This window comes from Dyella soli, assembly GCF_054482295.1.
This window is the reverse complement of the sequence record NZ_JBTFFU010000001.1, coordinates 654495-669142: the sequence shown is the minus strand read 5'-3', so window position 1 is coordinate 669142 and position 14648 is coordinate 654495. Positions and strand designations below refer to the sequence as shown.

The 14648-nt window shown below is 67.1% G+C and carries 14 protein-coding genes; 11 read left to right on the top strand and 3 right to left on the bottom strand.

Features of this window, described 5'->3' with window-relative positions; translation table 11 throughout:
* Positions 1–9: 9 nt before the first annotated feature.
* The 7 genes from ACXU4B_RS03185 (at position 10) to ccoS (ending at position 8193) form a co-directional block, all read left to right on the top strand.
* A complete protein-coding gene (locus ACXU4B_RS03185) occupies positions 10–1941 on the top strand; it encodes a cytochrome c/FTR1 family iron permease (protein ID WP_240733994.1) in 1932 nt (643 codons plus the stop codon).
* A gap of 388 nt (positions 1942–2329) precedes the next feature.
* The gene (gene ccoN, locus ACXU4B_RS03180; protein ID WP_131407706.1) at positions 2330–3796 is read left to right on the top strand and encodes a cytochrome-c oxidase, cbb3-type subunit I; all 1467 of its coding nucleotides are present in this window, start codon (positions 2330–2332) and stop codon (positions 3794–3796) included.
* Positions 3797–3807: 11 nt separating this feature from the next.
* Complete coding sequence (gene ccoO / locus ACXU4B_RS03175; protein ID WP_131407704.1) at positions 3808–4470, top strand: cytochrome-c oxidase, cbb3-type subunit II; 663 nt, start codon at positions 3808–3810, stop codon at positions 4468–4470.
* Positions 4467–4673 (top strand): cbb3-type cytochrome oxidase subunit 3, encoded by a 207-nt coding sequence (locus ACXU4B_RS03170; RefSeq protein WP_131407703.1) that lies wholly within the window; start codon positions 4467–4469, stop codon positions 4671–4673. The genes ccoO and ACXU4B_RS03170 overlap by 4 nt, the downstream gene beginning before the upstream one ends.
* Positions 4670–5572 (top strand): cytochrome-c oxidase, cbb3-type subunit III, encoded by a 903-nt coding sequence (gene ccoP, locus ACXU4B_RS03165; protein ID WP_131407701.1) that lies wholly within the window; start codon positions 4670–4672, stop codon positions 5570–5572. Before ACXU4B_RS03170 ends, ccoP begins: the two co-directional genes overlap by 4 nt.
* A 201-nt stretch (positions 5573–5773) precedes the next feature.
* On the top strand, positions 5774–7993 hold the full coding sequence (locus ACXU4B_RS03160) for a heavy metal translocating P-type ATPase (RefSeq protein ID WP_131407697.1): 2220 nt from the start codon (positions 5774–5776) through the stop codon (positions 7991–7993).
* A complete protein-coding gene (gene ccoS / locus ACXU4B_RS03155) occupies positions 7990–8193 on the top strand; it encodes a cbb3-type cytochrome oxidase assembly protein CcoS (RefSeq protein ID WP_131407695.1) in 204 nt (67 codons plus the stop codon). The genes ACXU4B_RS03160 and ccoS overlap by 4 nt, the downstream gene beginning before the upstream one ends.
* 17 nt (positions 8194–8210) lie before the next feature.
* Here the strand turns inward: ccoS and ACXU4B_RS03150 are convergent, their stop codons facing one another.
* The gene (locus tag ACXU4B_RS03150) at positions 8211–8996 is read right to left on the bottom strand and encodes a helix-turn-helix domain-containing protein (RefSeq protein WP_131407693.1); all 786 of its coding nucleotides are present in this window, start codon (positions 8994–8996) and stop codon (positions 8211–8213) included.
* A 435-nt stretch (positions 8997–9431) separates the two neighbouring features.
* A complete protein-coding gene (locus ACXU4B_RS03145; protein WP_131407691.1) occupies positions 9432–10463 on the bottom strand; it encodes a LacI family DNA-binding transcriptional regulator in 1032 nt (343 codons plus the stop codon).
* A 204-nt stretch (positions 10464–10667) separates the two neighbouring features.
* Between ACXU4B_RS03145 and ACXU4B_RS03140 the strand changes: the two genes are divergently transcribed.
* From ACXU4B_RS03140 to ACXU4B_RS03130, 3 genes are all read left to right on the top strand, one after another.
* Positions 10668–11384: an HAD family hydrolase gene (locus ACXU4B_RS03140; RefSeq protein WP_131407689.1), complete on the top strand. Its 717-nt coding sequence runs from the start codon at positions 10668–10670 to the stop codon at positions 11382–11384.
* Between the two features lie 31 nt (positions 11385–11415).
* Complete coding sequence (locus ACXU4B_RS03135; RefSeq protein ID WP_131410279.1) at positions 11416–12249, top strand: NAD-dependent protein deacetylase; 834 nt, start codon at positions 11416–11418, stop codon at positions 12247–12249.
* Between the two features lie 73 nt (positions 12250–12322).
* Positions 12323–13240, top strand: coding sequence for a CHAD domain-containing protein (locus ACXU4B_RS03130; RefSeq protein WP_131407687.1), 918 nt, complete (start codon positions 12323–12325; stop codon positions 13238–13240).
* Between the two features lie 10 nt (positions 13241–13250).
* On the opposite strand, the gene tadA is transcribed toward ACXU4B_RS03130, so the two are convergent.
* On the bottom strand, positions 13251–13739 hold the full coding sequence (gene tadA, locus ACXU4B_RS03125) for a tRNA adenosine(34) deaminase TadA (protein WP_131407685.1): 489 nt from the start codon (positions 13737–13739) through the stop codon (positions 13251–13253).
* A gap of 190 nt (positions 13740–13929) precedes the next feature.
* On the opposite strand from tadA, the gene ACXU4B_RS03120 reads away from it, so the two are divergent.
* Positions 13930–14631 (top strand): SDR family NAD(P)-dependent oxidoreductase, encoded by a 702-nt coding sequence (locus ACXU4B_RS03120; protein WP_131407682.1) that lies wholly within the window; start codon positions 13930–13932, stop codon positions 14629–14631.
* Positions 14632–14648: the final 17 nt, after the last annotated feature.

Genomic DNA, 14648 nt, shown 5'->3' with positions numbered 1-14648 from the left:
CAAATGAGAATGAATCGCATTGGCGGCCTCGTGGCCCTGCCGTGGCTCTGGCCATTCCTGCTTTGCCTCGCTTTCGCGGCGCCGGCCCTCGGGCAGCAGGCGCCCGCCTCGGTGCCGCAGACCTGGCAGATGCTCGATTACCTCGCCACCGACTACGCCGGTGCGGTGAACCACGGCAGCGTCATCAGCGCGTCCGAATACGACGAGATGCGCGAGTTCGCGCGCAACGCGCGCGACCGCATCCGCGCCCTGCCGCCTGCGCCCGGCACGCCGGCGTTGCTGAGTGGTGCTGACACGCTGGTGGCATCGATCGAGGCCAAGGCATCGCCCGAGGACGTGGCCCACCAGGCACACGCGCTTGCCGACGCGCTGCTGCAGGCCTATCCGGTGCCCACGGCGCCCACGCGTGCGCCGGACCTCGCGCGCGGCGCCACGCTCTTTCAATCCCGTTGCGCGTCCTGCCACGGGGCGACCGGCCGTGGAGACGGACCGGTAGGCCTCACGCTGACCCCGCGCCCGGTGGATTTCACCGATCAGGCGCGTGCCGACCAGCGCAGCGCCTTGTCGCTGTACGAAGTGATTTCGCAAGGCGTCGAAGGCACGCCGATGGCGAGCTTCGCGACCACGCTCGACGCCGATGAACGCTGGGCGCTGGCCTACTACGTCGGCACCCTGGCCTACCCCGAGGCGGCCAGCCGGGGCGAGCCTGTGTGGCGCAGCAGTGCCGCCGCGCGCAGTGACATCGCGTCGCTCAACGAGCTGTCCCGCGCCCGCGTCACGCAGCTTGCCACCACGCTGGGCACGGAACAGGCGCGCCTGATCCTCGGTTACCTGCGTGCGCATCCGCAGGCGGTACAACAAGCGCTGGCCGGCATGCCGCTGGCGCGCGCACGCCTGGCGGCGAGCGTCACGGCCTACCGGGCCGGTGCATCGGAAGAGGCGCGGCAGCTCGCGCTGTCCGCCTATCTGGATGGCGTCGAACCGGTGGAAGCCCAGCTCAATGCACGGGACGCCGGGCTGCGGGCAAGCATCGAGACGGCGATGGGCGCCTACCGCACGCAGCTGTCGGAGCAGGCGCCGCTGGACAGCGTGACGACGCAGGCCGCCGCCGTCGACGAGCTGCTGGCCCGGGCTGGCGACCTGATTGCAGGGGCCGCAGCCAGCCCGGTCACGATGTTCGTGGGCGCGCTCACCATTCTCCTGCGCGAAGGGCTGGAGGCACTGCTGGTCGTGGTGGCCCTGCTTGCCTTCCTGCGCAAGGCTGATCGCCACGACGCCACGCGGTATGTGCATGCCGGCTGGTTGCTTGCCCTGTTGGCGGGGGCCGTGACGTGGGCGATCGCCAGCTATGCCATCTCGATCAGCGGCGCGAGTCGCGAGCTGACCGAAGGCCTGTCGTCCCTGTTTGCGGCGGCGGTGCTGCTCGGGGTCGGACTGTGGATGCACCAGAAGAGCATCGGCGGGCGCTGGCAGGCCTATCTCAAGGCGAAGATGGCCACCGCGCTCGACCGCAAGTCCGCCTGGTTCGTGTTCGGCCTGACCTTCATTTCGGTCTACCGCGAGGTGTTCGAGACCATCCTGTTCTACGCCGCACTGTGGAATGAAGGCCAGGGCGTGTGGTTGCTGTCCGGCATCGCCGTCGGCGCACTCCTGCTCGGCCTGATCGCATGGCTGCTGCTGCGCACGAGTCGCCGCCTGCCCCTGGGCGTGTTCTTCTCGGTCAGTTCGCTGGTCATTGCCGTGCTCGCCGTGGTGCTGACTGGCAAGGGCGTGGCCGCGCTGCAGGAGGCGGGCTGGACCGCCGTCACCGTGGCGCCGGTGCCCTCGATCGAAGTGCTGGGCATCTACCCGACCTGGCAGTCGCTGCTGGCCCAGCTTGCCGTTGCCCTGATGCTTGCCATCGGCTTCTCCGTCAATCGCTGGCGGGCTCGCGCGACCTGACGTGTCACATCCGTGACAGGCTGACCTCGCTTTCGTCGGCGCTGATCAAGAGAAGGTGAACGCTGCGTGTAAGCAGTTCACCGGGCAGGCCTGGGCGCAGCCGGTGTGCATGCCGTTGATGTCGTTTTCGCTGACGACATGGGTCAGTCGCGCCCCTGCGGCCAACCGCACAGTGTCAGCCACCACCAAACGTCCACACTGATCTGAATCAGTCCTCCGGTGACTGGCGTGGCTGCCCTGAAAGCGGGATCATGTCCGAAGGGGTACCTGGACTGCGGCAAACGACCACGGCGTCTGTAAGTTTTTTGCTGCGTTCACTTGATCTGTGTCATCGATGTGCGACGTATCGACGGGGCAACATCTCACCATTGATCAGGGACGTTTCCGTATGCTTAATACCGAGTATTACGACGACAGGGTCGTCCGCCTCTTTCTGTTGGCGGCAGCCGTGTGGGGCATCATCGGCATGTCGGTAGGCGTTTACGCCGCGGCCGAATTGATGTGGCCTGCCCTCAACTTCAATCTTCCCTGGCTGACGTTCAGCCGCATCCGACCCGACCACACGTTTGGCGTGATCTTCGCCTTCGGCGGTTCGGCCTTGATGGGTACGTGCTACTACGTCGTGCAGCGCACCGGTCATACGCGGCTGGCCTTGCCACGCCTGGCAGAACTGACGTTCTGGGGCTGGCAACTGATCTGCGTGCTGGCCATGACGACCATGCCGCTGGGCATGACGCAGAGCAAGGAATACGCCGAGCCGGAATGGTTCGTCGACCTGTTGATCGCCGTGGTCTGGGTGTCGTTCGGCGTGGTGTTCTTCGCCAGTCTTGCGCGCCGGCGCATCCGCCATATCTACGTGGCCAACTGGTACTACGGCGCGTTCATCATCGCGGTCGGCCTGCTGCACATCGTCAACAACATCGCTTTGCCGGTCAGCCTGACCAAATCGTACCCGGTCTATTCCGGTGTCGTGGATGCGATGGTGCAGTGGTGGTACGGCCACAACGCGGTGGCGTTCTTCCTCACCGCGGGCTTCCTCGGCATGATGTATTACTTCGTGCCGCGCCAGGCGCAGCAGCCCTTGTGGAGCTATCGCTTCTCCATCGTCAATTTCTGGGCGCTCATCTCCGTGTACATGTGGGCGGGCTCGCACCACCTGATGTACACCGCCCTGCCCGACTGGGTGCAGTCGGTGGGCATGGCGTTTTCGCTGATCCTGCTGATGCCTAGCTGGGGTTCGGCCGCCAATGGCCTGCTTACCTTCAACGGCTCCTGGTACAAGCTCAAGACCGACCCCGCGGCCAAGTTCATGGTGATGTCGCTGGTGTTCTACGCGGCCGCCACGTTTGAAGGCTCGATGATGGCCATCAAGACGGTGAACTCGCTGTCGCACTACACCGACTGGACCATCGCCCACGTGCACTCGGGTTCGATCGGCTGGGTCGCGATGATCACCATCGGCTCGCTCTACGCGATGGCGCCGCGTGCACTCGGCCAGCCGGCGATGTATTCGCGCGCCGGCATGGAGCTGCATTTCTGGCTGCACATCACGGGCCTGCTGCTGTACATCGGCTCCATGTGGACGGCCGGCGTCACCGAAGGGTTGATGTGGCGCGCCACCAATGCCGACGGTTCGCTCACCTATTCATTCCTGGACAGCCTCATCGCGATCAAGCCGATGTACCTGATCCGCTGGATGGGTGGCGTACTGGTGCTTTCCGGCATGGTGGTGATGGCCTGGAACCTCTGGTACACCGCGGCTGATGCGCGTGCGCGCATCATCAAGCCCATTCCGGTGCCCGTACCCGAACCCGAGCCGCATCAGGTGCCTGCCCCGCTGCCGGCGGCGGGTTGAGGAGCGCACCCATGGCCTACAAGCATTTCGAAGCCATCGAGAAGCACGCCGCCCTGCTCGGCATCCTCACCGCGGTGATGGTGTCCATTGGCGGCCTTGCCGAGATCACGCCGCTGTTCATGGAAGCACATACCGTGAAGGCGCCACCCAACGTGAAGCCTTACGACGCGTTGCGGCTGGCGGGGCGCGACATCTACGTGCGCGAGGGTTGCTATCTCTGCCACTCGCAGATGATTCGCGCACTGCGTGCCGAAACGGAGCGCTACGGGCACTACTCCATTGCCGAGGAGTCGGTCTATGACCGCCCCTTCCAGTGGGGTTCCAAGCGCACCGGCCCGGACCTCGCCCGCATCGGCGGCAAGTACACCGACCAGTGGCATGTGGTGCACCTGATGGATCCGCGCAAGGTAGTGCCGCAATCGAACATGCCCGGCTATCCCTGGCTCGCAGGCGCGAAGCTCGACGCCAGCGACATCCAGGCGCGCATGCGCGGCCTGCGCAAGCTGGGCGATCCCTACACGGATGCCGAAATCGCCGGCGCGCCCGATGCCGTCAACGGCAAGACCGAGATGGACGCGCTGGTCGCCTATCTGCAGGGCCTGGGCGTCCGCAACGAACCGGCCGCAGGCTTGGCCGGCGCAGCCGCACCGGCCAGCGATGGAGGCCAGCCATGAACGACGTATGGGTCGATTTCTGGGGGCATCTCACCGGCGTCATCATCGTCGTGATGATGGTCGCCTTCGTCAGCATCTGGGCGTGGGCATGGAGCGGCCGGCACAAGCGGGCGTTCTCGCGCATGGCCGAGCTTCCCATGGAGGACGAGCCTCCCCACGAACACGCGGCAGCGCAGGCATGCGCAAAGGATGACCAGCCATGAGCCTGTTCTGGTCGTTGTGGATCATGTTCCTGGTGGTGCTGAACCTGGGCATCACCCTGTTCCTCTTCCTGTGGGCGCCACGCGCCAAGATTCCCGTCCAGGAAGACGGCACCAGCGGGCACGTGTGGGCGCATGGCGTGCTGCGCGAAGGCGTGCGCAACCTGCCGCGCTGGTGGATCGTGTTGTCGGCGGCCATGTTCGTCATCGGCTTCACCTATCTCGCCCTCTTCCCGGGCTTCGGCCGTTTCAAGGGACTGCTGGGCTGGACGTCGCATGGCGAGCTTGCCAACGACGTGGCGGCCAACAACGGCAGGCTGGACGAGCTGATGAAGCGCTTCTCGCTTTATCCGATCGAGCAGATCTCCAGGGACCCGAATGCACAACAGCTCGGGCAGCGCCTGTTCATGGACAACTGCGCGGCCTGCCATGGACGCGAAGCGAAGGGCAACGTGCTGCTGGGCGCGCCGGACCTCACTGACAACGACTGGCTCTACGGCGGCGACGGCAAGGCCATCTACACGTCCATCCATGACGGCCGCAGCGGCGTGATGCCGCCGTGGGCAAGCCTTGGCGAAGACAATGTGAAGAATCTCGCGCAGTACGTGCTCAGCCTCTCCGGCGCCGCGCACAATGCGCAGCAGGCGGAGGCCGCCAAGCCGCTGTTTGCGACCTGCGCCGCATGCCATGGCCCGGACGGCAAGGGCAATCCGGCGCTCGGGGCCCCCAATCTCACCGACCATGTCTGGTTGCACGGCGGCGCCGTGGCCGACGTCGAGACCTCCATACGCAACGGCCGGCAAGGGCATATGCCGGCATGGAGCCCTCGATTGTCCGATGACCAGATCCGCGTGCTCAGTGCCTACGTCTACCACCTGGCCCATCCGGATCATGCCGACTAGCAAGCGATCGCCGAGGTCCGCAGCAGCAGTCTGGTATCAGCAGCCGATACTCTGGCTCGGGGCGGCGATCTTCGGGGCTTCGCTGGTCGGGTGCGGGTGGATGATCGTGCTGGGCGAACGCCATGCGGATCAGCCCGTGGACGCGCCGCATGCGGTCTTCGGCGTGCCATCCAGCAGCCATAGCAGCCACGGGCCGCGGCGATGACGGTCCACGACACATGGTCCCATCCGCAACTGGCGGCACAGGTGCTGCGCACGCGGCGGGACGGCCAGACGGAAGTCGCGCTGCGGGTGACGTCGCTGCAGGGACCAAGGCATATCCTCCGGCTGCAGCAGTTCATCCATGCCCTGCCCGGCGTGCGCCGCGTGAGCGTGGACGCAGCCGCCCGGCGCGTCCGCGTCGTGTGGGACCACGAACGAACATCGCTGCCGACCCTGCTGCGCGCGTTCGACGCCATGCGCTGCGCGGCGCAGCCGCTGCGCAGCGATACCATCGACGACTCGCGTTCGCGCGAAGCCCATGACCTGCTGAAGCGCCTGCTGGTGGCCGGCATGTGCGCCATGCAGGTAATGACCTATGCGTTCGTGATCTACATAGGCGTGGTGGATTTCGTCGACTTCACGACGCGCGGCCTGTTCCGCTGGCTGAGCCTGGTGTCTGCGGCACCCGTGGTGTTCTATTCGGCGCATCCGTTCACCAGGGGGGCATGGCAGGAGTGGCGGGCGCGGCGCCTTGGCATCAACCTGCCGGTGGCACTGGCCGTCTGGCTGGTGTTCATCGCCAGCACCATCAACACCGTACGTGGCGCGGGCGACATCTATTTCGATTCCGTGAGCATGTTCGTGTTCCTGTTGCTCGCCGGCCGCTACGTGGAGCTGCGCGCGCGGCACCACAGTGGCGCGCTTGGCGATGCGGTGATCGACGGCACGCCGCTGCTGGCGGAGCGCCGGCGCGCCGACGGCAGCCTGGAAACCGTGCCAGCCATGGAACTGTGGCCTGGCGACTGCGTACACATCGCCGAAGGCACCACCGTGCCGGCTGACGGCGTGCTGCAAAGCGCGTCGGTGCAAGTGGACGAAGCGCTGCTGTCCGGTGAATCCAGCCCCGTGACGCGAACGCGTGGCGAGCGCCTGGTGGCGGGAAGCGTGCTGGTCTCCGGGCCGGCCCAGCTGCTGGTGGAACACAGTGGCGAGCAAACGGCCGCCGCGCGCGTCGGCGCGCTGAGCGCACGCACGCGCCTGGCACGCGACGCTGCGCTGCTGGTCGACGATGTGCAGCTGCGCCACTTCGTCGGTCGCATCCTGCTGTTCACCCTGCTCACCGCGCTGGGCTGGTTGCTGGTCGATCCGTCGCGCGCGTTCGCATGCGCCATTGCCGTGCTCGTGATCGCCTGCCCCTGCGCGTTTGCGCTGACGGCACCGAGCGCCCTCACGCGCGCCCTGGGCGTGCTGGCCCAGCGTGGCGTCCTGGTTACCGACAGCACGGCACTGACGCGCCTGGCGAGGGTCGATCTAGCCGTGTTCGACAAGACCGGCACGCTGACCGAATCCCGCCTCGATGTTGACGGAACCCGACCAGCCGAGCGTGGCGAAGCCGACGACTGGCTCTCCCTCGCCGCGGCGCTGGCGCAGCAAAGCTCGCACCCGGTCGCCCGGGCGGTGGCCCGCGCACCGGGAAACGCGGCGATCCACGATACCCGCCATGTCATGGTCATCCCGGGTGAAGGCATCGAAGGCCAGGTGGACGGACGTGCACTGCGCCTTGGCCGCGCGAGTTTTGCCCGCGCGCCCCATGGGCCCTTGCCATCGGGCGCCGACCTCTGGCTCGCCGATGCCCAGGGACCGCTCGCGGCCTTCCGCATCCATGAAGCACTTCGCCACGATGCAGCGTCGACGCTGTTGACGATGCATGCCGATGGCATCGCGACGGTGATGGCAAGCGGCGACACCCCGGCCCGCGTTGCCGACGTGGCTCGCGCACTGCATGTCGCGGAGTGGCATGCCTCGTGCGCGCCGGCGGACAAGCTCGAGCTTCTGCGCAGCAAGCGGGCCGCAGGCCACGTCACGCTGGTCGTGGGCGACGGCAATAACGATGCCCCCGTGCTGGCAGGGGCGGATGTGTCTGCCGCGCTCGCCTCCGGCACGGAGCTGGCGCAGTCGCAGGCGGATTTCCTGCTGCTGCATGGACAACTGGGCGGCCTGCTGGAAGCCCGCCAGGTGGCGCGACAGGTCGTAGAGGTGATCGCCCAGGGGCGACGCTGGTCGCTGGCCTACAACCTGTGCGCCGTGCCCTTTGCAGCGCTCGGCTGGGTGCCGCCCTGGCTGGCGGCCATCGGCATGTCGGTCAGTTCGCTGGTGGTGGTGCTCAATGCATGGCGTGTCGGTCGTGACGGGCATGCACGCCCCATGGTGCATGCATGAATATCCTGCTGGTGCTGATCCCGGTGACCTTGCTGATCGTGATCGTGGCCGTCGCGATCTTCTTCTGGGCCGTGAACCACCACCAGTTCGACGATCTCGACAGCCCCGGCGTGCTGCCCCTGATGGAGGAGGCGGAAAGTGACCGCGCGGCAGGTGCGCCGGCGACTGGAACCGGCAGCGACAGCGATACCGCCGAGTGAGGTGCCCGCCGGCGCCGCTAGGCGCGGGCGGCGGCCTGCACCGATGTCGTCCCGAGGTCGCGTAGCGCATCCACATCAGTCAGGCGCAGCTGCCGGCCTTCGATGGCGACCCATCGACGCGAGCGGAAGCGGCTGAACACGCGACTGACCGTCTCCGGCGCCAGCCGCAGGTAGTTGGCCATATCGCTGCGCGACATCGGCAGCTGGAACGAAGTGGCGGACAGCCCCCGGCGCCCGTGCCGCTCGCCCAGGTCGAGCAGGAACGCCGCCAGCCGCTCGTCGGCCGTGTGATCACCGGCAAGCAGGCTCGCCATCCCCAGCTCGCGGCTCAGCAGGCGAAACAGATGCTGTTGCACGGCCGGCAGCGTGGATGCCAGCTCGCTCATGGCAGGAAAGGAGAATCGGCACAGGGTCGCGTTCCCCAGCGCTACCGCGTCGCAGGGATAGCGCTCAGGGTAGATGCCATTGAGGCCCACGACTTCGCCAGGCAGGTAAAAGCCCAGCACCTGTTCGCGGCCGTCGCGTTCGAACAGCGAGGTCTTCACGCTGCCGCTGCGCACCGCATAGATGGCGCGGAACGGTTCGCCGCGGCGAAACACGTAGTCGCCCTCGGCACGCAGCCCGACATGCTCGACGAGACAATGCAGTGCGGCCAGCTCGCGCCGGCCATAACCCGTGGCAAGGCACGCACGCGAAAAGGCACAGGTGTCGCAGAACCTGCCACAGTCGCTGCATTCGCTTTCGACGCCCGCTGCCGGTTGCGTTCGAATGCACTCAATGCGCGGCAAGTCGATGGGCTTCATGGCTCTGCTGAAGAACGCCGACCTCGGCGCGGCGCGTCACCTTATCCTGAGCGAACGCCCGTTCCCGGCCTGCGGCCTCGTGCCGCAGCCCAGCGTCGTCATGACGGCCGGAATGAAAAAGGCCGGATCCCCCCACAGAGATCCGGCCAATCCGCCATTCCGGGGAGGGTTGGTGCCCTCGCCTTCGCCAGGGCGCCAGGAGAACGGCGTTACATCAACGACGCCGGAAGCATGGGCGCGCCGGTGTCGGGTGCATCAGGGCCACACGCCGACGGTGACACCATAGGTCCGCGCAGGGAGATATTCCGAGACGTACTCGAAACTTCCGCCCGACGTGGCCAAGCGAGCGGCCTTGCTGCAAAGACGCCCGGGGCCGAAGCGGCGCGGCTCCGGCAGGCATGGCCGCACCCTCGATGCGCGATGCAAGCCGATGGCTCAACGACCCGGCGAAGCGATCCGCAGCGGTTTTTCCGGCGCCCGGGCGGATGATCCGCGCAAGCACATGGCGAATTCCGCGAACTCCATGCCGCCTTCGCCGCCGCGGACCAGCCGCAGCAACTGGTCGGCGGCGATGCGCCCCATGTCGCGACACGGCTGGTGAACGGTAGAAAGCGAAGGCCAGATCTGGCGCGACATCGGCGTGTCGTCGAAGCCGCAGACCGACAGGTCGCGCGGCACCGAAAGTCCCGCCTCGTTGGCGGCCCAGATGACACCGGCTGCCATGTCGTCGTTGGCGGCAAAGATGGCCGTGGGAGGCGCATCGAGTGCGAACAACGCACGCGCGGCGACCACGCCCGAATCGAACGAGAACCGCCCCTGCACCACCAGCCCGGGGTCATAGTGCAACCCGCATTGGGTGAGGCCGTCCTTGTAGCCGTCCAGGCGCCAGGTCGATGCGCCGTGGTCCGGGTGGCCGATGATGTGCCCGATGCGCTCGTGACCCAGTGAGGCCAGGTGGCTCACCATCTCGAACGCCGCGCGTCGCTCGTCCAGCACCACGCCGACGCAGCTGCGGTCGCGCGGCGACACGCAAGCGAAGGGCGTGCCCAGCTCGCGCAGGCGGGCGAGCAGGCCCTCATGATCGCTGATGGGCGGCGTGAGGATCAGCCCCTCCAGGCGCCGCCCGGAAATGAGCATCTCCACCTGCTCGACGAAACGCGGGCTGGTCGCATCCAGCGCCTGCAACATCATGCTGTAGCGCTGCGCGTCGCATGCTTCCAGCGCGCCGGCCTGCACTTCCATCATGTAGCTGGGCGATGGATTGTCGTAGAGCAGCGCGACCAGGAACGAGCGGTTGGCCGCCAGGCTGCGCGCCGAAGGATGCGGGCGATAATCCAGCGACCTGACCACCTCAAGGATGTGCTGCCGGGTTTCCGCGCGCACATGGGGTTCGTTGTTGAGCACACGCGAAACCGTCTTGGGAGAAACCCCCGCGACCCGTGCCACATCTTCGATGCGTGCGCGCATAGTCACCTGATGCCAAGACCATAGAGAGGCTCCGACGTCCCCTGCAGCCTGCCTCGAAGGGCGCCCGGCCATGGCAGGGAGGGGCTCGAATCATCCTAGCACGCGTCCCGCGATCCACAGGCCGGCCCCGTTTTCTGGGAAAATAGGCCGTCCGCGCACGGCCGGTCCGGCGCGCCCCGTACTGTCCTGCTTCAGGTGGCTGACGTGATTGAGCTGGTGGGTTTTGATGGCGACGACACGCTGTGGCACAGCGAAGGCTATTACCAGTCCGCCAACGGCGAGTTCGAACGCATCATCGGCGAGTACGTCGACCTTGCCAACGCACGACTGCACGATCGCCTGCTGGCGACCGAGCGCCGCAACATCCGGCTGTTCGGTTACGGCGCCAAGGGCATGACGCTGTCGATGCTCGAATCGGCCATCGAGATCACCGAGTCGCGCATCAGCGCCGCCGACCTGCACCGCATCATCGAGATCGGCAAGCAGGTGCTTGCGCATCCCGTGGAACTGCTGCCGGGCATCCGCGCTGCGGTGGAAGCGGTGGCGGCGACGCATCGGATCGTGCTGATTACCAAGGGCGACCTGTTCCATCAGGAGCAGAAGGTGGAGAGCAGCGGCCTGGCCGACCTGTTCCACCGCATCGAGATCGTTTCCGAGAAAGACGATCGCGCCTACCGGCGAGTGCTGGAGGAATTCAACGTCCCGGCCGGACAATTCGCCATGGTCGGCAACTCGCTGCGCTCGGACATCGCACCGGTCGTGCAGCTGGGCGGCTGGGGCATATACATGCCTTATCACGTGACCTGGGCGCACGAGACCGACACGGATTTCATCGATCACGATGCACGCGTCGTGCAGGTGGAGAGCCCGCAAGGGATCGCCCATGCCGTCGAGGAGTTGCAGGCACGTGCCGCTGCCTGAAGCCGCCACGACCGCCAGCGACGTCACGGCGATGCCATCGCCGGGCATGACCCTGCAGCGCGACCAGGCTCGCCTGCGCGAATTCATCGAGGCCCATCCGCGCCTGTTCATCCTGACCGGCGCCGGCTGCAGCACCGATTCGGGCATTCCCGACTACCGCGATGCCAACGGCGGCTGGAAGCGGCCGCAGCCGGTCACCTACCAGGCCTTCATGGGCGAACAGGCGACCCGCCAGCGCTACTGGGCGCGCAGCCTGGTCGGCTGGCGCCGATTCGGCCGGGCCCGCCCCAACGCCACGCACCACGCCCTGGCGCGACTGGAGCAACAGGGCCGCGTGACCGCCCTGCTCACCCAGAACGTCGACGGGCTGCACCAGGCTGCCGGGCATCGCAAGGTGATCGACCTGCACGGCCGGCTTGACGAGGTGCGCTGCATGGCCTGCCCGCAGCGCCTGCCACGCGAGGCATTCCAGCACGAACTGGTTCGCCTCAATCGCGCCTGGGCCTTGCTTGACGCAGGCGACGCCCCCGACGGCGACGCCGATCTCGAGGCACGGGACTTCTCCGGCTTCGATATCCCGCCGTGCCCGCGCTGCGGCGGCATCATGAAACCCGACGTCGTGTTCTTCGGCGAAGGCGTGCCCCGGGATCGAGTAGACGCCGCCGTCACATCGCTGAACGAGGCCGACGCGATGATCGTGGTCGGGTCCTCGCTGATGGTCTATTCGGGCTACCGCTTCGTGGTCGCCGCCGCCCGCAGCGGCAAGCCCGTGGCCGCGGTGAACATGGGTCACACCCGGGCCGACCCGTTGCTGGACTTCAAGATCGAACAACCCTGCGCCGAGGCCCTGGCCTTTATCGCCTAGCCGCCCATACGGCCGCTCGCGCATTGTCATAATTTGATGCAAAGTAGACAGCCCGGTCGTCTGGAATCGTTCCATGAATGCCAGGCTGCAACATCGATCTCCCTCCACGCGCGCGTCGCGGCCTCATCGCGAGGCCCGATCGGGCGCACTGTCGGAGTTCGATCGGATCCGGCGCACGCTGGACGGCTACCTGGAAAAAGCCGGCAATGCGCGCAAGCGCCTGCTGGGCGGCCCCTACGACCCGAAGCTGCTGCATGCCTGGCGGGTCAGCCTGCGCCGCGTCATCGCAACCCTGAACGGGCTTGCGCGTCTTTCCGACGACGACCTGGGTGACGTATTGGGCTATCTGCGCCAGTGCCGCGAAGCCACCGGCCAGTGCCGCGACATCGACATCCTCGCCCAGGAAACCCTGCCCGCCTTCATGGGCGAGAGCCCGCCATCGCCAGCCGACACCATGCTGCTGCAGCAGGCGCTGGCTGAACAGCAGCGCCTGGCCCACGAACACGCGCTGGCCGCGCTGAAGAAGGCCGATATCACCACACCCATCCGCGCCTGGCGGCGGTGGTGCGACTCCCTGGAGGCGCCGACCGATCGCCTGGTTCGCGCGACGGCCGCACGGGTCATCGAGGACCGCTACAGCACGTTGAAGAAACGCGCCGCGCAACTCGATGGCGGCAGAAAGCGCCTGCACCGCCTGCGCACCGCGACCAAGAAACTGCGTTACAACGTGGAGTTGTACCAGGAGCTGTTTCCCCGGCGCACCGTGGATCACTGGCTGGATCAGCTGGCCGACCTGCAAACCCATCTTGGACTGGCGCACGACCGCATGATGGGCCGCAACATGCTGACCACGCTGGTGCCCGCCGACAACCACGGCGCCGTGGCCAAGCCGTTCCGCCGCTGGACCAAGCACACGGCCTACGAGGCCAGCCACAAGGCCACCCAGTCGCTCGCCAAACTCGACAAGCTGGGCCGCTACTGGCGCGAATGACGCCCCGCGATCAACGGCGCGAGCGGAAGAACTCCCGCAGCATCACCGACGCCTCATCGGCCAGCAGCCCGCCGACGACCGTGACGCGATGGTTGTGGCGATCGGAAATGAGCGTGTCGAACACGCTGCCTGCCGCCCCGGTCTTGGGGTCGGTGGCGCCGTAGACCACGCGGCCGATCCGCGCGTGCACCAGCGCCATCGCACACATGGCGCACGGTTCCAGCGTCACGTACAGCGTGGCGCCCGGCATGCGGTAGTTGGCGAGCCTCTCCCCCGCCGCGCGCAAGGCCATGATCTCGGCATGCGCGCTGGGATCATTGAGCGTGATGTTGCGGTTCCAGCCCAGGCCGATGATCTCGCCGTCCTGCACCAGCACGGCGCCCACCGGCACCTCGTCCTCGGCGTCGCGCGCGTGCGCGGCCAGCTGCAGCGCACGCCGCATGTGGCCTTCGTCCTCGGCGGTGAAAGGCGGCGGCGAAAGGGGAAGCTGGTCAGACATCGGGTCGGCAGGCCAAGGCGGGGTCCGTCATTCTATCGTCAGGGCAAGCGCCTCATGCCCTTGCAGTCACGGCCATGATGAAGTCGAGCAGCCCGCGCAGCCAGGTCGAAGCCGCCCGCCACGATGTCGCCTAGCTGGTCGAGTGTGCCGGTTGAGCGCACAGTCGTCCCTCTGCCAACGGGCGACCGCCATGCCGAACCCTGACAACTCCACGGCGCTGATCGTCGGCGCATCGCGCGGCCTGGGGCTGGCGCTGGCGGCGGAATACCTGCACCGCGGCTGGCGGGTGATCGCCACCGTGCGCGGCAGCGGGCGGACCCGGCTGCACGAGCTGGCCGCGTCCGCCGGTGGGCGGCTCGAAGTGGAAACCGTCGACATCAACATCCGCGACGAAGTCGCGCGACTGCGGGCACGCCTGCACGGGCGAACGATCGACCTGCTGTTCGTCAATGCCGGCATCGCCATCGACCCGGGCCAGTCGATCAACGATGTCGGCACCGATGCCTTCGTGCGCATGATGGTGACCAACGCACTCAGTCCGATGCGGGTGATCGAAGCCTTCGAGAGCCTGGTGCCTGCCACGGGCACCATCGCCGCCATGTCATCGGATCTGGGCAGCGTGTCGGCAAACACGGATGGCGGCTGGGAAGCCTATCGGGCCAGCAAGGCGGCACTCAACACCCTGATGCGCAGTTTCGCCGCCCGTCACGCCGGCGATCCGCGCGCCCTGGTGCTGATGGCACCGGGCTGGGTACGCACCGACATGGGGGGACCGGATGCCGAGCTCACGATCGAGGAGAGCATCCCCCGCGTGGTCGACACCCTCAGCGCGCAGGCCGGCCATGCCGGCCTGCGCTACCTGGATTATCGCGGGCAGACCGTGCCGTGGTGAGCTCACGGCAAATACAT